Genomic DNA, 15,857 nt, shown 5'->3' on the forward strand with positions numbered 1-15,857 from the left:
AGGGCCTCATCGCAGGCAAGCCAGCTCCCACACTTTGAATGTATTCACAGATCAAAGGTGGGAGCTGGCTTGCCTGCGATAGGGCCCTAAACCCAAGCAAAAACCTGCAGGCTCAACCCGGCGTCAGGCACTCCGGCCCATTGAGTTTCGGATCGTTGACCATATTGGCCAGCACCCGCTCGCGCAACGCGGTGGGTTCACTGGCCAACAAGGCCTGCAAGGTGTGCAACGGCGTCTCGGGGTTCAGCCAGGCTGCCTGCCCCGCCGCATCGAGAATGAGCGGCCGCCGCTGGCTCTGCGCCGCCTGGGTCACCACCGCCGTACTCAACCACACCTGCTCCTGCACTGGATACGCTTCCCAGATCGCCGCAAAGAACAGCGTGCTGCCCTCCCCCGGCGTCAGCCAATACGGACGCTTGCGCTGGGTGCCGCGCCATTCGTAGAAACCGTTGGCCGGCAACAAACAGCGGCGCTGACGAAAGGCTTCGCGAAACATCGGTTGCTCCGCCAGGGTTTCCGCCCGGGCGTGGGCCGGCGTACGGGAAAGATCGGTCAGCCAGGGCGGCGTGAGGCCCCAGCGCGCCCGCGCCAGGGTGTGCTGGCCGTCGCTCAGGCGCTGGATCAGCACCGAATCATTGGGAGAAATGTTCCACTGGGCCTGCTGGTCGGCCGGAAAGCCCGGCAAGGCAGCAAACGTGGGGTTCCAGCGAAACAGGGCATAACGTCCACACATGGGGCAACACGACTCTTGGAGAAACTGGCCGACAGCCTAACAGACCAACACGTCGGGGAAGCTGTCGGGTTCATCACCCGGCACGGGTTGGGCCCCGTTGTAGGCGGTGATCAACTCACGGGCGTAGGCGGCCTGATCGTTCTCCACCGCCAGCGCCAGCAGGCCGTAGATCGGCAACTCACCGGTGCCACCCAGCAAATCGCGCCCCACCAGGTGCGCAGTGATGCCCTCGCTCTCGAGCATGCCATGCAGCAATTCACCTTCCATCAGGTTTTCCGGTTCGTAGATTCGCTGCATGGGCGTACCTTTATTCGTTCTCGCTGCGCACTTCGAGCATCCATTCATCACCATGAATCTGCAGGATGAAGGTAATGGGCCGGCAGCACACCGGGCAGTCCTCAATATAGTGCTGATCGCCCCCGGACAGGTCCAGTAACGCGGTGACTACCTCTCCACAATAAGGACATTCGTACGACTCCTCTTCCATCGCGGTCTCCCAGGTGACTTGTGCGTATAATCGCCGGTCTATTTACAGGGCTATTTTTCGTCCCGGCCAATTGCCCGGACCACGCCCTGATATTTATTGTTCCAAACCTTTACTTACCCTAGCCGTTTCTAACAAGAGAGCATGATGGGCGAATTCGATACCATCCGACCTTACAACGACAGCGAAGTCCCGGCAGTGCTGGCCCGACTGTTCAGTGACAAGGCCTTTCTGGACATCCTGACGCACTTTCGCTTCCCGCGCTTTGCCGGCGCCTTCGGCTGGCTGCTCAAGCCGATGATCGCCCACAAGCTGCGCCGTGAGTTCGCCGGCGTCACCACCGTGGCCACGCTGCAGGACAAAGTCGAGTTTTACGTCGACCACACCATCGAGCGCGCGACCGACGGCGTGACGTACACCGGCGTGGAGCAGTTCAAGTCTGGCAGCGCCTACCTGTTCCTGGCCAACCACCGCGACATCGTGATGGACCCCGCCTTCGTCAACTACGCCGTGTACCACGCCGGCCTGCCGACGCCGCGTATCGCCATCGGCGACAACTTGCTGCAAAAACCGTTTGTCAGCGACCTGATGCGCCTGAACAAGAGTTTCATCGTGCACCGCTCGATCACCGGGCGCAAAGAGAAGATGGCCGCTTACCAGCTGCTGTCGGCCTACATCAACCATTCGATTCGCAACGACTGCCAGTCGATCTGGATCGCCCAGGCCGAAGGCCGCGCCAAGGATGGGGATGATCGCACCGAGTCGGCGATCCTCAAGATGTTTCACATGAGCCGCAAGGACGAGCCATTCGCCGAGGTCATCCAGTCACTGAACCTGACGCCGGTGTCCATCAGCTACGAATACGACCCGTGCGACGCAGCCAAGGCCCGCGAGTTGTACATCCGCGCCACCACCGGCACCTACAGCAAGGCACCGGGGGAAGATGACGTGAGCATTGCCCTGGGCATCACCGGCTACAAGGGCCGGGTGCACGTCAACTTCGCGCCGCCGATCACCGAGGCGTTCGAAGACACCAAGCTGCTGGCGATCGAGATGGACCGGCAGATCCTGGGCGGTTATCGGTTGTTCCCGGTGCATTACCTGGCGTACGCCCAATGGAGCGATGCCGACCCGCAATTGCAGGTACCAACCGCCGCCGAAGTGTTCCCGGCGGATGAGTTGGCCAAGGCAAAAGCGGAATGGGAGCGGCGGTTGAACGCATGCCCGGCCGAGCATCGGCCGTATCTGGTGCTGCAATATGCGACGCCGGTGAGGAATCAGTACCGGGTCAAGGCCGGGATTGCGCTCTAAAGACGATCACCTGTAGGTGCCAGCAGGCGCCTACAGGTGTTTGCTCAGCAAGGACACCAGCAACGCCAGCCCAAGACAGGCAAACCCCAACCGGTAGAACAGGCGATGGGTGCGCTGCGTCAGCACATCAAGCAGCAGCATTGGTTGATCAATGGCGCGCAGTGCGCTTTGCGCGTCAAGCCGGGCCATCGCGCGCTGTTCGTGCAGGCGTGTGACAAACAGCAACCAGGCTGCCGGGCAGGCCAGCAACAGGGCAAGGGAATTGAGCAGTAGTGCGGTCAGCGACATCGCAAACCTCGATGTATCAGTATCTTGGTATCAGTTCAGATACAAACCTGAATGATATGCGCCGCCTGCGCGTCATTGCTCCTTCCCCATTGACGGCTAATGTATCCAGTAATTTACAGCGTCACCTGAACGTCACCTTAACAAGCCACTCTGTTGCCCTTCGAAAGCCCGGGAGCTTGTCATGTTGCACGCGCAAAACCAGGATCGGCTGTATCTGATTGCCCCAAGCGATGAGCAGGAAGCACTGGTGGGCGGCCTCGCGTTCAATGTTCAGGACCGCCACTGGCTGGTGTATTGCGCCCTCGGCGGGCATCAGCATGCCGACCTGCCGGAGCTGGATTTGCTCACGGGTGTGAGTGTGCTGGACTTTTATGTCGAAACGGCTGCATGAAACCGACAGGCGAAAAAAAACCGGGCTCAGTGACGAGCCCGGTTTTTTTATGAACGCTTACTGCGAGCTGAGCAGCGAACCGATGCTCGGGTCCTTGAACAGGCGCGTCAGGGCATCGCTCAACACATCGCTGACCAGCTTGGTGTTGGTTTCCTGATTCGGCGCCATGCCGAAGCGCTGGTCCAGCGAAGCGCCATAACGGCCGCTGTAGCGACGGGTGCCGGCGGTTACGTCGGACTTGAAGGTCGCGCCGATGGTGGCTTCAGTCACGTACAGGCCTTCCTTGGGCGACTGATACTTCAGCTCGGCCAGGGTAATGGTCAGCTGAGGAGCACCGGGCGAGTTGGCCGGGGTGAAGCCCAGCAGGCGCACAGCCGCTTCGGCCTGGGCTTGCAGCTTGGGCAGCACGTCGGCACCGGTCACCGTGATGGCGCTGGTTTCCGGGTACAGGCCGCCACGGGTGCCGAGGGTCGGCGACGGACGCCCGTCAACCACACGCACCGACACCGGCTGGCCATGGCCGACAGGCGCCAACTGGGTGGTGATTTTCGGTTGCGGGCTGAGTTGTTGCGGGCTGTGGGCGCAGCCAACCAGGGTCAAACTGGTCACAGTGATCAAACCGAACAACAGGCGTTGCAACATACTCATTTCTCCAGGACTAGATGCAAACAGGGCGCCAGTATAACGGTGAGCGCTCGCCACTCACCAGAATTCCTGAACGGTGGCTGAACTGTCGGCGAAATTACAATTTTCACACAGAACCGTCACCTCAATGTCATGCCAGACTGCCAACCTTCGCAGCATGTAACGAACCGGGTACAAAACCATGCGCCTTCTCAAATCACTGTTCTTTTCCCACACCAGCCATCGCCACTTTGCCCTGCTCGATGCCCAAGGCTGCTGCCAGGCCTTCAAGCAGTGCAGCTTGCCGCCCGTCGGTGAAGGCTGGGTCGAAGTCGAAGAGACCCGCCTGAGCTGGATGCACCGCCCGCTGCCCGCCAGCGCCCGTGTCAGCCCACGGGTTTCGCAGCCACAGCCACGGCATGCGTTGGTCTCCTGACCAGATTGCTAATAAAAGTCATTAAACACGTCCATTTGCGCGCATTTCTTCGCTACAATCTCCCCCCGATTATAAGGACGTCTCCTGATCGGGCCTCGCAGCATCGCTAATGCGCTTGTATTAGCTCCCCGCACCGCCCACAGAGAGCCGCCCACACAGATCGAGTGAAGCTGGCGAGCTTGCTGTTTTCTCTGCAAACCATCGTCTTTACCCGAATCTGCCAGAGCTGCCATGCGCTCGGCCACTTGAGTTGTTTGCCCGTTTTGCCGCTTGCCGGCAGTGATTTCGGGCCAGGTGCCAGGCTGGGGCAGCCCTTTTTTGAGGTTCACGTCTTCAAAAGAGCGTGAAAAAAACGGGTTTTCACAACTTCACAAGAGTGTGGCGAGCAAATGAATAGTTTTGCGTTTGTACAAGCACCATCAGCGTCTGGAACAGCCCCACCACACAGGACCGAGCACTCCTCAAGAACCGGAGCTTGAAGCCTGTCCGCTACGGATTTGGTTGCACGACCGGACGAACTTGACCATAAGTCGAATTGCCACAGGTGCCCTTAAATGCGTTCATACGCAGATCAGGCCCGGCCGGCAGCGTCCGCTTGCGATAAATTGCGAAGAATCGGACATGGCGATCCTGGCCATGGGTAACCTGGGGCATCACGTGAACCGCCCCGTCACTCCTGGCAGCCATGCCGTCAATTTGGTGCTGCAGATTTTGGAGACGCGTTAAATGGCGCATAACGAAGCAGTCGACGTAGTACTGGTAGGTGCGGGCATCATGAGTGCCACCCTCGCCGTACTGCTCAAAGAGCTCGACCCCGGCCTCAAGCTGGAAGTCGTTGAGCTGATGGACTCGGGTGCCGCGGAAAGTTCCAACCCGTGGAACAACGCCGGTACCGGCCATGCCGGGCTGTGTGAGCTGAACTACACACCCGAGGCCGCCGACGGCTCCATCGACATCAAGAAAGCCGTGCACATCAACACCCAATTCGAGGTGTCGAAGCAGTTCTGGGCCTACTTGACCAAGAAAGGCACCTTTGGGTCGTCCAAGTCCTTTATCAGCCCCGTGCCGCACCTGAGCTTCGTGCAGGGCGAGAAAGGCGTGTCGTTCCTCAAGAAGCGCTTTGAAACCCTCAGCCAGCACCACGCGTTCTCGGACATGCACTACACCGAAGACCGCAGCGAAATGGCCGAGTGGATGCCGCTGATGATGCCCGGCCGCCCGCTGGACGAAAAAATCGCAGCCACCCGCGTGATGAATGGCACCGACGTCAATTTCGGTGCCCTGACCAACCAGTTGCTCTCACACCTGACCAGCGCGCCGGATGCACAGGTCAAGTACAGCAAGCGCGTCACCGGCCTCAAGCGCAACGGCGCCGGCTGGACCGTGAGCATCAAGGACGTCAACAGCGGTAACTCCCGTGATGTGGACGCCAAGTTCGTGTTCCTCGGCGCCGGCGGCGCGGCCCTCCCGCTGCTGCAGGCCTCGGGCATCGAAGAAAGCAAAGGCTTCGGCGGCTTCCCGGTCAGCGGCCAGTGGCTGCGTTGCGACAACCCGGAAGTGGTCAAGCACCACCAGGCCAAGGTCTACAGCCAGGCGGCCGTGGGTTCGCCACCGATGTCGGTGCCGCACCTCGACACCCGCGTGGTGGATGGCAAGAAGTCCCTGTTGTTCGGGCCCTATGCCGGCTTCACCACCAAGTTCCTCAAGCACGGTTCGTTCCTCGACCTGCCCCTGTCGATTCGTGCCGGCAACATCGGCCCGATGCTGGCCGTGGCCCGGGACAACATGGACCTGACCAAGTACCTGGTCAGTGAAGTGCGCCAGTCCATGGAGCAGCGCCTGGAATCCCTGCGCCGCTTCTACCCTGAAGCGAAAGCCGAAGACTGGCGCCTGGAAGTGGCCGGCCAACGGGTGCAGATCATCAAGAAAGACCCGAAGAAAGGCGGCGTGCTGCAATTCGGCACCGAACTGGTTGCGGCCAAGGACGGTTCGTTGGCCGCCCTGCTGGGCGCATCTCCGGGTGCTTCGGTGACGGTGTCGATCATGCTGGAACTGATCGAACGCTGCTTCCCGACGAAAGCGGCCGGTGAGTGGGCAGCCAAGCTGCACGAGATCTTCCCGGCTCGGGAAAAGGTCCTGGAGACCGATGCGCAGCTGTATCGCAAGATCAACACGCAGAACAACATCAGCCTGGAACTGGTTGAGCAGAGCAGCGAGACCGAAAGCTACGCTTGAGCGTCGTGACGCAGAGCGTCGTGACGCAGAGCGTCGTGACGCAGAGCGTCGTGACGCAGAGCGTCAGTGGATGCATTCCCACGCAGAGCGTGGGAACGAAAAACGCCCCGATGGGGCGTTTTTTTTGTCCGTAGCAATCAGCCGCGGGCTTGTTCGATCAGCTCGATGTACTCGGCGGCGTTGCGCTGGTCCTTGATCACGTCAACAAACGTCAGGCCATGCTCATCCTTGCCATCGAGGTCCAGGCCGGCTTCCTTGAAGAAAACCAGGAAGCGCTCGAAGTCGTCGATGCGCAGGCCACGGTAAGCCTTGATCAGTTTGTGCAGGGACGGCGAAGTGGCGTCTACCGGCTCGAAATCCAGGAACAGCTTGATTTGCTCGTCGCCGATTTCATCACCAATCAGCTGTTTCTTATCTTTACGCATTACCGACTCCAGCCTGCAGACATTTACACGGGAAAAGCAGTTTACCTGCGGCACAGCGGCTTCGAAAGCTACGCGAGCCAATGTGGGAGCTGGCTTGCCTGCGATAGCGATGCATCAGTAGCAGATGGGCCAACTGACCCACCGCTATCGCAGGCAAGCCAGCTCCCACATTGACTGTATTTACACGGCCGAATCCGCGTCGGCTGGATTATTTGGCGCGAACGGCCCCGGTGTGCAAATCAGCCCAGATATGGCCATTGGCGTAAGTGAGGAATTGCACGTAGACCGTGTCATTGCGCAACAGGTCGACAATCACCCGGTACTGGGTCATCGGATACGACAAGGTGAGGGTTTTGCTTTTATCGTCGAACACCGGCTTTTTCAGGCTTTTGCTTTCGGCGTCGAAGTTGAGGATCACCTGGGCGATGGTCGCGCCCTTGTTCAAGGATTTGCCCTTGAGGCGGATCATCAACGGCGAGGTCACCGGAATCGGCTGCTGGGTGGATTGGCGCTGGTTCCCCACCACCACCGAATAGTCGGTGACTTGCAGCAATTGCTGCTGGTCCGCCGCTTCGGCCCGCAGATTAAGGTCGTCAGGAGGAAGGAATTGGCTGTGCAACGGCGCAGGAGCGGCCGCCAGGGGCAAACTGAAGGTCAGCGCCAGGGCGGCGCAAGTGCGAATCAAAAAGCTCATGGGCCGCTCCGTGAAAGATGGCCCAGCACTTTAGCTCAATCGAACTGGGCAAGCATCCAGCGCTGATACTCAGCCACTTCGGCATCACCTTCGCGGGGCGCCCAACTCGCCAGCTCGCCCTCGCTCACCGGCCGATAAGGCCCGGCCTTGCACTCGAACATAATGGTATCGGGCTCCAACACCACCAGGCCGTGAAACACGCCCGGCGGTAAATCGACGCCCGGGCACTCACCGCCGGCCTGCATCACGCGCTTGACCAACACCTCGCCAGTCTCGCTGAAGATCAGCAGGCCCAGGCAGCCTTTGAGGACCAGCAGGGTTTCCGCCTTATCGGCACTCAAATGGCGATGCGGCGGCACATAGGTGTTGGGCTGCATGCCAACCGCCATGCGATGGCACGGTTCTTCCATCTGGTGAAAGTTATGGTGATGCCGTCCACGAGGGCTGTTAGCCGCTTTCTCGGCCAGTTCCGTCAACAGCGTTTGATCAAGAAAGCTGGCCATTGATTACATTCCTTTAACCGCATAGATGCCGTTGGCGTTGCGCCAGTAGCCTTTGTAGTCCATGCCGTAACCGAAGATGTAACGGTCGATGCACGGCAGGCCCACGTAATCGGCTTTCAGGTCCGGGCGGGCCTTGCGGTCGTGGTCCTTGTCGATCAGTACGGCGGTGTGCACTTTGCGCGCGCCGGCGTGTTTGCAGAAGTCGATGATGGCGCCCAGGGTGTGCCCTTCGTCGAGGATGTCATCGATGATCAGCACGTCGCGGTCAATGAACGAGACTTCCGGCTTGGCTTTCCAGAACAGGTCGCCGCCGCTGGTTTCGTTGCGATAGCGGGTGGCGTGCAGGTAGGACGCTTCCAGCGGGAATTGCAGATGGGTGAGCAATTTACCGGCGAAAATCAGGCCACCGTTCATCACGCAAAAGACCACCGGGTTGGTGTCGGCCATTTCGCGGGAGATGTGCGCGCCGACCTTGGCGATGGCCTCTTCGACTTGCGCTTCGGTGTACAGGCAGTCAGCCTCGCGCATGATTTGACGGATATGCTCGAGATCAGCGGACATGGCGCTCTCCAAGGGGTGCTGTGGCAAGAAAAGCGGGCAAAGGTACGCATGTGAGGCGCAACGTTCAAGCCTTAATGGACTAACGTACTAGATGTCTATAGGACAACACCCTCGGATAGATTAATCTAGGCCGGTTTTTTTGCCCGCCGCCGGAGCCTTTCCCCATGCCCATCCGTGAGATCCGCCATCCGCTGATCCGACATAAACTCGGCCTTATGCGCCGCGCCGACATTAGCACGAAGAACTTCCGTGAGCTTGCTCAGGAAGTCGGAGCGCTGCTCACCTACGAGGCGACCAAAGACCTGCCCCTGGAAAACTACGAGATCGCCGGTTGGTGTGGTCCCGTCCAGGTCGAGAAAATCGCCGGCAAGAAGATTACCGTGGTGCCGATACTGCGCGCCGGTATCGGCATGCTCGAAGGCGTACTCAGCCTGATCCCGGGCGCCAAGGTCAGCGCCGTGGGCGTGGCCCGCAATGAAGAGACGCTGCAGGCCCACACCTACCTGGAAAAACTGGTCCCGGAAATCGACGAACGCCTGGCGATGATCATCGACCCGATGCTCGCCACCGGCAGTTCCATGGTTGCCACCATCGACCTGCTGAAAAAAGCCGGTTGCAAGGACATCCGCGCCATGGTGCTGGTGGCCGCTCCCGAAGGCATCGCCGCCGTCGAGAAAGCCCACCCGGACGTGCTGATCTACACCGCGTCCATCGATGAACGCCTGAACGAACACGGCTACATCATCCCGGGCCTGGGCGATGCCGGCGACAAGATCTTCGGTACCAAGCAGAAGGACGCGTGACCATGCAGGATGAATTCAACGACCCGCTTTGGCGCCAGATCCTGTCTGGCGCACAGATGCTCTTTGTAGCATTTGGCGCGCTGGTGTTGATGCCGCTGATCACCGGTCTCGATCCAAACGTCGCCCTGTTTACCGCAGGCTTGGGCACCTTGTTGTTCCAAGTGGTCACCGGGCGCCAAGTGCCGGTGTTCCTGGCGTCGAGCTTTGCGTTTATCACCCCGATCATTCTCGCCAAAGGCCAATTCGGCCTCGCGGCGACCATGGGCGGCGTGATGGCGGCCGGTTTCGTTTACACCTTCCTGGGCCTGGCTGTGAAGATCAAGGGCACCGGTTTCATCGACCGGCTGCTGCCGCCGGTGGTGATCGGGCCGGTGATCATTTCCATCGGCCTGGCCATGGCGCCGATCGCCGCCAACATGGCAATGGGCAAGGCGGGTGACGGTAGCGAGTTGATCCACTACCAAACCGCCATGCTGATCTCGATGCCGGCGCTGCTGACCACATTGATCGTCGCGGTGTTCGGCAAAGGCATTTTCCGCCTGGTGCCGATCATCTCCGGTGTGTTGGTGGGTTTCGCCATGTCGTTCTACTTCGGTGTCGTCGACACCGCGAAGATCGCTGCCGCACCGTGGTTCGCCCTGCCCCACTTCACCGCGCCGGAATTCAACTGGCAGGCGATCCTGTTTATCGTCCCGGTGGCCCTGGCCCCGGCCATCGAACACATCGGCGGCGTTATTGCCGTGGGCAGCGTGACCGGTCGCGACTACCTGAAAAAGCCTGGCCTGCACCGCACGCTGTTGGGTGATGGTATCGCCACCACCGCTGCCGGCCTCTTCGGCGGCCCGCCCAACACGACCTACGCGGAAGTGACGGGCGCGGTGATGCTGACCAAGAACTACAACCCGAAGATCATGACCTGGGCGGCAGTGTTTGCCATCAGCCTGGCGTTTATCGGCAAGTTCGGCGCGCTGCTGCAAAGCATTCCAGTCCCGGTGATGGGCGGTATTTTGTGCCTGCTGTTCGGTTCGATTGCCGCAGTGGGGATGAACACGCTGATCCGTCACAAGATCGACCTCGGCGAAGCGCGCAACCTGGTGATTGTGTCGGTGACCCTGGTGTTCGGGATTGGCGGTGTGCTGGTAGGTACCGGCACCGGCCCGGATGACTTTGGCCTGAAGGGCATTGCCCTGTGTGCGGTGGTAGCGATTGCGTTGAATCTGTTGCTGCCGGGCAATGACGGCTGGAAGAACAAGAAGCCGGATGAGCCGTTGCTGTAAGGCTTTAGCTCTTTGGTGTTGCTGATGGCCTCATCGCGGGCAAGCCCGGCTCCCACAGGGGACTGCATTCTTTCTGACAATGCATTCCAATGTGGGAGCCGGGCTTGCCCGCGATGGCGCCGGTTCAGTCAATAAAGTTACAGCTCACCCAACGCATCAATCAGCGCCTGATTCTGCTCTGGCGTGCCGATGCTGATCCGCAGGAACTGGGCAATCCGCTCCTGCTTGAAGTGCCGCACGATCACCCCTTGCTCCCGCACCTTGGCTGCCAGCCCGGCGGCGTCGTGCCGTGGGTGACGGGCAAAGATGAAGTTGGCTGCAGACGGCAGCACCTCAAAACCTTTGGCCTGCAACTGCGCCACCAGCTTTTCACGGCTGTCGATCACTAACTGACAGGTCTTCTGGAAGTGCTCACGGTCTTCAAACGCAGCGGCCGCGCCGACAATCGCCAAACGATCCAGCGGATAGGAGTTGAAGCTGTTCTTGACCCGCTCCAGCGCCTCGATCAGGTCCGGATGGCCCACGGCCAGGCCCACCCGCAAACCGGCCAGGGAGCGCGACTTGGAGAGGGTTTGGGTCACCAGCAGGTTCGGGTAGCGGTCCACCAGGCTGATGGCGGTCTCGCCGCCAAAATCGATATAGGCCTCATCGACCACCACCACCGAATCCGGGCTGGCCTTGAGGATCTGCTCCACGGCGTCCAGCGCCATCACGCAACCCGTCGGCGCGTTCGGGTTGGGGAAGATGATCCCGCCGTTTGGCCTGGCGTAGTCCGACACGCGGATCTGGAACTGTTCATCCAGTGGCACCGCGTCGAACGCAATGCGGTACAGGCCGCAGTACACCGGGTAGAAGCTGTAGCTGATGTCCGGGAACAGCAGCGGCAAGTCGTGCTGGAACAAACCGTGGAAGATGTGCGCCAGGACTTCGTCGGAACCGTTGCCGAGGAACACCTTGCCCGCGTCGATCCCGTAATACTTCGCCACTGCCTGCTTGAGCAGGTCACTATTGGGGTCCGGGTACAAACGCAGGTTGTCGTTCAGCTCGGCCTGCATGGCGGCCAGCGCCTTGGGCGATGGGCCGTAGGGGTTTTCATTGGTGTTCAGCTTGACCAGTTTGGTCAGCTTCGGTTGCTCACCGGGCACGTAAGGAACGAGATCCTTGACGAGCGGGCTCCAGAATTTGCTCATGTTTCAGTTCCCCTGCGGCTTATCGTCAACGATGCGGTATTCGGCACTGCGGGCGTGGGCAGTCAGCGACTCGCCACGGGCCAGCACGGAAGCGGTCTTGCCCAACTCCGACGCGCCCTGGGGCGAGCAGAAGATGATCGACGAACGCTTCTGGAAGTCATACACACCCAGCGGCGAAGAGAATCGTGCGGTACCCGAGGTCGGCAACACGTGGTTGGGACCGGCGCAGTAGTCGCCCAGGGCTTCGCTGGTGTGGCGGCCCATGAAGATCGCACCGGCGTGACGAATCAGCGGCAGCCAAGCTTGCGGGTCGGCGACGGACAACTCAAGGTGTTCCGGGGCAATGCGGTTGGCCACTTCGATGGCTTGTTCCATGTCGCGCACCTGGATCAGGGCACCACGGCCGTTGATCGACTTCTCGATAATCTCGGCGCGTTCCATGGTCGGCAGCAGTTTGGCGATGCTGGCGGCGACCTTGTCGAGGAATTCGGCGTCCGGGCTGACCAGGATCGCCTGGGCGTCTTCGTCGTGCTCGGCCTGGGAGAACAGGTCCATGGCGATCCAGTCCGGGTCGGTCTGGCCGTCACACACTACGAGGATTTCCGAAGGGCCGGCGATCATGTCGATGCCGACCTGGCCAAACACGTGGCGCTTGGCGGTGGCCACGTAGATGTTGCCAGGGCCCACCACCTTGTCGACCTTCGGCACGCTTTCGGTGCCATAGGCCAGGGCCGCTACCGCTTGGGCGCCGCCGATGGTGAACACGCGATCGACGCCAGCAATGCAGGCGGCGGCCAGCACCAGTTCGTTGATTTCGCCACGCGGGGTCGGCACCACCATGACCACTTCGGTCACGCCGGCCACCTTGGCCGGAATCGCGTTCATCAGTACCGAGGACGGGTACGACGCTTTACCGCCCGGCACGTACAGGCCGGCGCGGTCCAGCGGCGTGACCTTCTGGCCCAGCACGGTGCCGTCGGCCTCGGTGTAGCTCCAGGAGTCCTGTTTCTGTTTTTCGTGGTAGCTGCGCACCCGCGCGGCCGCTACTTCCAGGGCTTCGCGCTGGGGCGCGGTGATGCGGGTCAGGGCCAGTTCCAGGCGTTCGCGAGGCAGGATCAGGTCGGCCATGGAGGCGACGTCCAGGCCATCGAACTGCCGGGTGAAATCCACCAGCGCCGCGTCACCGCGCTCGCGCACGGCCTTGATGATGTCGAGCACCCGCTGGTTGACCGAATCGTCGGACACGCTTTCCCAGCTCAGCAGATGATCCAGATGATGGGCGAAATCCGGGTCGGCAGCGTTGAGTCGGGCAATTGCAGTGGACGTGGTCATAGCGAGGGCCTCAATAGAATTGGCAAAAACTCAGGCGCCCTAAACTAGCAGTCGTTTCCGCTTGGGCACCTGAGAATTCTGGCTATGAGGCGGATAGACGGGCGCGGCTTAGGGCCGCGCGGGTGAGTCAACCGCGGTGTCGAGACTCCACTGCCTTGCGCAGGGTGTCGATCAACGCCTGGATACGGGCGTGCTGCATTTTCATCGAAGCTTTGTTGACGATCAGGCGGGAGCTGATGTCGGCGATAAAGTCCTGGGGCTCCAGGCCGTTGGCGCGCAGGGTGTTGCCGGTGTCGACCACGTCGATGATCTTGTCGGCCAGGCCGATCAGCGGTGCCAGTTCCATCGAGCCGTAAAGCTTGATGATGTCGACCTGGCGGCCTTGCTCGGCGTAGTAACGCTTGGCAACGTTGACGAACTTGGTTGCCACCCGCAGGCGGCCCTTAGGCTCGACGTCACCGACACGGCCGGCGGTCATCAGCTTGCACAGCGCAATACGCAGGTCCAGCGGCTCGTACAGGCCCTGGCCGCCGTATTCCATCAACACGTCTTTACCCGCCACGCCCAGGTCGGCCGCGCCATGCTCAACGTAGGTTGGCACGTCGGTGGCCCGCACGATCAGCAGGCGAACGTCGTCCTGGGTCGTGGGGATGATCAGCTTGCGGCTCTTGTCCGGATTCTCGGTCGGCACGATGCCCGCTTCAGCCAGAAGCGGCAAAGTGTCGTCAAGGATGCGGCCCTTGGACAGTGCGATGGTCAACATGGGAAACGTCAGTCCTTCATCAGGCTATTGCTGTCCGGTCGCAATCGGCGCCAGACACAGATCGAGGCCATTACAGCCTCGATTTGAAACAAACCATTTAACAACAAACATCTTCCTGTGGCGAGGGAGCTTGCTCCCGCTGGACTGCGCAGCAGTCCCGGTCTAAAGGAGCAGGGCCGCTTCGCGCCCCAGCGGGAGCAAGCTCCCTCGCCACAGTGACGGTGTTTGCAGTTACGGGTATTAGCCCGGTACGCGGCGGATTTTCGCGCCGAGCATCTGCAGTTTCTCTTCGATGCATTCGTAACCACGGTCTATGTGGTAAATGCGGTCGATCAGGGTGTCGCCGTCAGCGCACAGCGCCGAGATGACCAGGCTGGCCGAGGCACGCAGGTCGGTGGCCATCACTGGCGCGCCCTTGAGCTTCTCGATGCCGGTCACGATGGCAGTGTTGCCTTCGACCTGGATCTTGGCGCCCATGCGGTGCAGTTCATACACGTGCATGAAGCGGTTTTCGAAGATGGTCTCGATCACGGCACCAGTACCTTCGGCAATCGCGTTCAGGGAAATGAACTGCGCTTGCATGTCGGTCGGGAACGCCGGGTACGGAGCGGTACGCACGTTGACGGCTTTTGGCCGCTTGCCGTGCATGTTCAGCTCGATCCAGTCTTCACCGGTAGTGATTTCAGCGCCGGCTTCCTTGAGTTTTTCCAGGACGGCTTCAAGGATGGTCGGATCGGTGTCCTTGACCTTGACGCGGCCACCGGTGACGGCAGCAGCCACCAGGTAGGTACCGGTCTCGATGCGGTCCGGCATCACTTTGTAGGTGGCCGAGTGCAGGCGCTTAACACCTTCAATGGTAATGGTGTCGGTGCCGGCGCCAGTGATGTTGGCACCCATGGCGATCAGGAAGTTCGCCAGGTCGACTACTTCCGGCTCGCGCGCGGCGTTCTGCAGCACGCTGCGGCCGTTGGCCAGGGCAGCGGCCATCATGATGTTCTCGGTACCGGTCACGCTGACGGTATCGAAGAAGAAGTTCGCGCCACGCAGGCCGCCTTCCGGCGCCTTGGCCTTGATGTAGCCACCTTCGACGTCGATGGTTGCACCCATGGCTTCAAGGCCACGGATGTGCAGGTCAACCGGACGCGAACCAATGGCGCAACCGCCAGGCAGTGCGACTTCGGCTTCGCCGAAACGGGCAACCATCGGGCCCAGTACCAGGATCGAGGCGCGCATGGTTTTCACCAGTTCATACGGCGCGATCAGGGTCTTGATGGTACGCGGGTCGATTTCGACGCTGAGTTTCTCGTCGATCACCGGCTCAATGCCCATGCGACCGAACAGTTCGATCATGGTGGTGATGTCGTGCAGGTGCGGCAGGTTGGCCACGGTAACCGGGCCATCGCACAGCAAGGTCGCTGCCAGGATCGGCAGGGCGGAGTTCTTCGCCCCGGAAATGCGGATCTCGCCATCAAGACGAGCACCGCCGGTAATAATCAATTTATCCATAAGAATCTCGACGCCTTGGGGGCTCAGGTGCGCTCGGCCCAGGCCGCGCGGCTGAAAAATTTCATAGTGACCGCATGGATGCTGCCATCGGTGATCCACGGGTTCAAATGGGCATAGATCTGCTGTTGACGCTTGACCGGGCTCAACGCCGCCAGTTCATCGCTAATCACGTTCAGCTGGAAATTGCAGCCTTCGCCCTCAACTTCAACATTAGTTTGGGGCAGCTTTCCTTCAAGGAAGCTTTTAACTTCTAGGGCCTGCATGATCAACCTCTATGGGCGCCCAGTGCGCGCGGGTCGCA

The 15,857-nt window shown here is 60.6% G+C and carries 21 protein-coding genes; 6 read left to right on the forward strand and 15 right to left on the reverse strand.

Features of this window, described 5'->3' with window-relative positions:
- Positions 1–112: 112 nt before the first annotated feature.
- Genes HKK54_RS04960 through HKK54_RS04970 form a run of 3 tightly spaced genes read right to left on the reverse strand, consistent with a single transcriptional unit; the run spans position 113 to position 1,220 of the window.
- Positions 113–733, reverse strand: coding sequence for an SOS response-associated peptidase (locus HKK54_RS04960; RefSeq protein WP_010170537.1), 621 nt, complete (start codon positions 731–733; stop codon positions 113–115).
- Positions 734–769: 36 nt separating this feature from the next.
- Positions 770–1,030 (reverse strand): putative signal transducing protein, encoded by a 261-nt coding sequence (locus tag HKK54_RS04965; RefSeq protein ID WP_169386296.1) that lies wholly within the window; start codon positions 1,028–1,030, stop codon positions 770–772.
- A 10-nt stretch (positions 1,031–1,040) separates the two neighbouring features.
- The gene (locus tag HKK54_RS04970) at positions 1,041–1,220 is read right to left on the reverse strand and encodes a CPXCG motif-containing cysteine-rich protein (RefSeq protein ID WP_010170539.1); all 180 of its coding nucleotides are present in this window, start codon (positions 1,218–1,220) and stop codon (positions 1,041–1,043) included.
- A 144-nt stretch (positions 1,221–1,364) separates the two neighbouring features.
- Between HKK54_RS04970 and HKK54_RS04975 the strand changes: the two genes are divergently transcribed.
- Entirely contained in the window at positions 1,365–2,528 is a 1,164-nt protein-coding gene (locus tag HKK54_RS04975) for a 1-acyl-sn-glycerol-3-phosphate acyltransferase (protein ID WP_029615884.1), read from the forward strand.
- A gap of 30 nt (positions 2,529–2,558) precedes the next feature.
- On the opposite strand, the gene HKK54_RS04980 is transcribed toward HKK54_RS04975, so the two are convergent.
- Positions 2,559–2,816, reverse strand: coding sequence for a hypothetical protein (locus HKK54_RS04980; protein ID WP_010170543.1), 258 nt, complete (start codon positions 2,814–2,816; stop codon positions 2,559–2,561).
- A 181-nt stretch (positions 2,817–2,997) separates the two neighbouring features.
- Here HKK54_RS04980 and HKK54_RS04985 point away from each other — a divergent pair, with 181 nt between their 5' ends.
- Positions 2,998–3,207: a hypothetical protein gene (locus HKK54_RS04985; protein ID WP_008434269.1), complete on the forward strand. Its 210-nt coding sequence runs from the start codon at positions 2,998–3,000 to the stop codon at positions 3,205–3,207.
- 57 nt (positions 3,208–3,264) lie between these two features.
- Here HKK54_RS04985 and HKK54_RS04990 read toward each other — a convergent pair whose 3' ends face one another.
- Positions 3,265–3,849 carry a YajG family lipoprotein gene (locus HKK54_RS04990; protein ID WP_010170546.1) on the reverse strand — a complete coding sequence of 195 codons (585 nt, stop codon included), beginning with the start codon at positions 3,847–3,849 and terminating at the stop codon, positions 3,265–3,267.
- Positions 3,850–4,033: 184 nt separating this feature from the next.
- Here HKK54_RS04990 and HKK54_RS04995 point away from each other — a divergent pair, with 184 nt between their 5' ends.
- Positions 4,034–4,267, forward strand: a complete 234-nt coding sequence (locus HKK54_RS04995) for a hypothetical protein (protein WP_169386297.1) — start codon at positions 4,034–4,036, stop codon at positions 4,265–4,267.
- An 8-nt stretch (positions 4,268–4,275) separates the two neighbouring features.
- On the opposite strand, the gene HKK54_RS05000 is transcribed toward HKK54_RS04995, so the two are convergent.
- Positions 4,276–4,596 (reverse strand): hypothetical protein, encoded by a 321-nt coding sequence (locus tag HKK54_RS05000; RefSeq protein WP_141629498.1) that lies wholly within the window; start codon positions 4,594–4,596, stop codon positions 4,276–4,278.
- Positions 4,597–4,993: 397 nt separating this feature from the next.
- Here HKK54_RS05000 and mqo point away from each other — a divergent pair, with 397 nt between their 5' ends.
- Positions 4,994–6,502: a malate dehydrogenase (quinone) gene (gene mqo, locus HKK54_RS05005; protein WP_010170555.1), complete on the forward strand. Its 1,509-nt coding sequence runs from the start codon at positions 4,994–4,996 to the stop codon at positions 6,500–6,502.
- A gap of 137 nt (positions 6,503–6,639) precedes the next feature.
- Here the strand turns inward: mqo and HKK54_RS05010 are convergent, their stop codons facing one another.
- From HKK54_RS05010 to HKK54_RS05025, 4 genes are all read right to left on the reverse strand, one after another.
- Positions 6,640–6,927: a PA4642 family protein gene (locus tag HKK54_RS05010; RefSeq protein ID WP_010170557.1), complete on the reverse strand. Its 288-nt coding sequence runs from the start codon at positions 6,925–6,927 to the stop codon at positions 6,640–6,642.
- 208 nt (positions 6,928–7,135) lie between these two features.
- Positions 7,136–7,621 (reverse strand): hypothetical protein, encoded by a 486-nt coding sequence (locus HKK54_RS05015; protein ID WP_010170559.1) that lies wholly within the window; start codon positions 7,619–7,621, stop codon positions 7,136–7,138.
- Positions 7,622–7,656: 35 nt separating this feature from the next.
- Complete coding sequence (locus HKK54_RS05020) at positions 7,657–8,124, reverse strand: WbuC family cupin fold metalloprotein (protein ID WP_169386298.1); 468 nt, start codon at positions 8,122–8,124, stop codon at positions 7,657–7,659.
- A gap of 3 nt (positions 8,125–8,127) precedes the next feature.
- Entirely contained in the window at positions 8,128–8,685 is a 558-nt protein-coding gene (locus HKK54_RS05025) for a hypoxanthine-guanine phosphoribosyltransferase (RefSeq protein ID WP_003216150.1), read from the reverse strand.
- A 164-nt stretch (positions 8,686–8,849) separates the two neighbouring features.
- Here HKK54_RS05025 and upp point away from each other — a divergent pair, with 164 nt between their 5' ends.
- Both upp and HKK54_RS05035 read left to right on the forward strand, forming a co-directional pair.
- Complete coding sequence (gene upp / locus HKK54_RS05030) at positions 8,850–9,488, forward strand: uracil phosphoribosyltransferase (RefSeq protein WP_003216149.1); 639 nt, start codon at positions 8,850–8,852, stop codon at positions 9,486–9,488.
- A 2-nt stretch (positions 9,489–9,490) separates the two neighbouring features.
- The gene (locus HKK54_RS05035) at positions 9,491–10,765 is read left to right on the forward strand and encodes a uracil-xanthine permease family protein (RefSeq protein ID WP_010170563.1); all 1,275 of its coding nucleotides are present in this window, start codon (positions 9,491–9,493) and stop codon (positions 10,763–10,765) included.
- 137 nt (positions 10,766–10,902) lie between these two features.
- Here the strand turns inward: HKK54_RS05035 and hisC are convergent, their stop codons facing one another.
- From hisC to HKK54_RS05060, 5 genes are all read right to left on the reverse strand, one after another.
- The gene (gene hisC / locus HKK54_RS05040; protein WP_169386299.1) at positions 10,903–11,955 is read right to left on the reverse strand and encodes a histidinol-phosphate transaminase; all 1,053 of its coding nucleotides are present in this window, start codon (positions 11,953–11,955) and stop codon (positions 10,903–10,905) included.
- 3 nt (positions 11,956–11,958) lie between these two features.
- A complete protein-coding gene (gene hisD, locus HKK54_RS05045; RefSeq protein ID WP_010170565.1) occupies positions 11,959–13,287 on the reverse strand; it encodes a histidinol dehydrogenase in 1,329 nt (442 codons plus the stop codon).
- 127 nt (positions 13,288–13,414) lie between these two features.
- The gene (gene hisG, locus HKK54_RS05050) at positions 13,415–14,050 is read right to left on the reverse strand and encodes an ATP phosphoribosyltransferase (protein ID WP_003188599.1); all 636 of its coding nucleotides are present in this window, start codon (positions 14,048–14,050) and stop codon (positions 13,415–13,417) included.
- 240 nt (positions 14,051–14,290) lie between these two features.
- On the reverse strand, positions 14,291–15,556 hold the full coding sequence (gene murA, locus HKK54_RS05055; protein WP_010170568.1) for a UDP-N-acetylglucosamine 1-carboxyvinyltransferase: 1,266 nt from the start codon (positions 15,554–15,556) through the stop codon (positions 14,291–14,293).
- A 23-nt stretch (positions 15,557–15,579) separates the two neighbouring features.
- The gene (locus HKK54_RS05060; protein WP_010170570.1) at positions 15,580–15,819 is read right to left on the reverse strand and encodes a BolA family protein; all 240 of its coding nucleotides are present in this window, start codon (positions 15,817–15,819) and stop codon (positions 15,580–15,582) included.
- Positions 15,820–15,857: the final 38 nt, after the last annotated feature.

Source organism: Pseudomonas sp. ADAK13 (assembly GCF_012935715.1).
Lineage (GTDB): Bacteria > Pseudomonadota > Gammaproteobacteria > Pseudomonadales > Pseudomonadaceae > Aquipseudomonas.

Coding starts and splice junctions, on each gene's coding strand:
- HKK54_RS04985 (WP_008434269.1), top strand. CDS start 2,998: ATGTTGCACGCGCAAAACCAGGATCGGCTGTATCTGATTGCCCCAAGC.
- HKK54_RS04980 (WP_010170543.1), bottom strand. CDS start 2,816: ATGTCGCTGACCGCACTACTGCTCAATTCCCTTGCCCTGTTGCTGGCC.
- hisC (WP_169386299.1), bottom strand. CDS start 11,955: ATGAGCAAATTCTGGAGCCCGCTCGTCAAGGATCTCGTTCCTTACGTG.
- mqo (WP_010170555.1), top strand. CDS start 4,994: ATGGCGCATAACGAAGCAGTCGACGTAGTACTGGTAGGTGCGGGCATC.
- HKK54_RS05025 (WP_003216150.1), bottom strand. CDS start 8,685: ATGTCCGCTGATCTCGAGCATATCCGTCAAATCATGCGCGAGGCTGAC.
- hisG (WP_003188599.1), bottom strand. CDS start 14,050: ATGTTGACCATCGCACTGTCCAAGGGCCGCATCCTTGACGACACTTTG.
- HKK54_RS05060 (WP_010170570.1), bottom strand. CDS start 15,819: ATGCAGGCCCTAGAAGTTAAAAGCTTCCTTGAAGGAAAGCTGCCCCAA.
- HKK54_RS05035 (WP_010170563.1), top strand. CDS start 9,491: ATGCAGGATGAATTCAACGACCCGCTTTGGCGCCAGATCCTGTCTGGC.
- HKK54_RS04990 (WP_010170546.1), bottom strand. CDS start 3,849: ATGTTGCAACGCCTGTTGTTCGGTTTGATCACTGTGACCAGTTTGACC.
- murA (WP_010170568.1), bottom strand. CDS start 15,556: ATGGATAAATTGATTATTACCGGCGGTGCTCGTCTTGATGGCGAGATC.
- HKK54_RS04975 (WP_029615884.1), top strand. CDS start 1,365: ATGGGCGAATTCGATACCATCCGACCTTACAACGACAGCGAAGTCCCG.
- upp (WP_003216149.1), top strand. CDS start 8,850: ATGCCCATCCGTGAGATCCGCCATCCGCTGATCCGACATAAACTCGGC.
- HKK54_RS04960 (WP_010170537.1), bottom strand. CDS start 733: ATGTGTGGACGTTATGCCCTGTTTCGCTGGAACCCCACGTTTGCTGCC.
- hisD (WP_010170565.1), bottom strand. CDS start 13,287: ATGACCACGTCCACTGCAATTGCCCGACTCAACGCTGCCGACCCGGAT.
- HKK54_RS05010 (WP_010170557.1), bottom strand. CDS start 6,927: ATGCGTAAAGATAAGAAACAGCTGATTGGTGATGAAATCGGCGACGAG.
- HKK54_RS05015 (WP_010170559.1), bottom strand. CDS start 7,621: ATGAGCTTTTTGATTCGCACTTGCGCCGCCCTGGCGCTGACCTTCAGT.
- HKK54_RS04995 (WP_169386297.1), top strand. CDS start 4,034: ATGCGCCTTCTCAAATCACTGTTCTTTTCCCACACCAGCCATCGCCAC.
- HKK54_RS04965 (WP_169386296.1), bottom strand. CDS start 1,030: ATGCAGCGAATCTACGAACCGGAAAACCTGATGGAAGGTGAATTGCTG.
- HKK54_RS04970 (WP_010170539.1), bottom strand. CDS start 1,220: ATGGAAGAGGAGTCGTACGAATGTCCTTATTGTGGAGAGGTAGTCACC.
- HKK54_RS05020 (WP_169386298.1), bottom strand. CDS start 8,124: ATGGCCAGCTTTCTTGATCAAACGCTGTTGACGGAACTGGCCGAGAAA.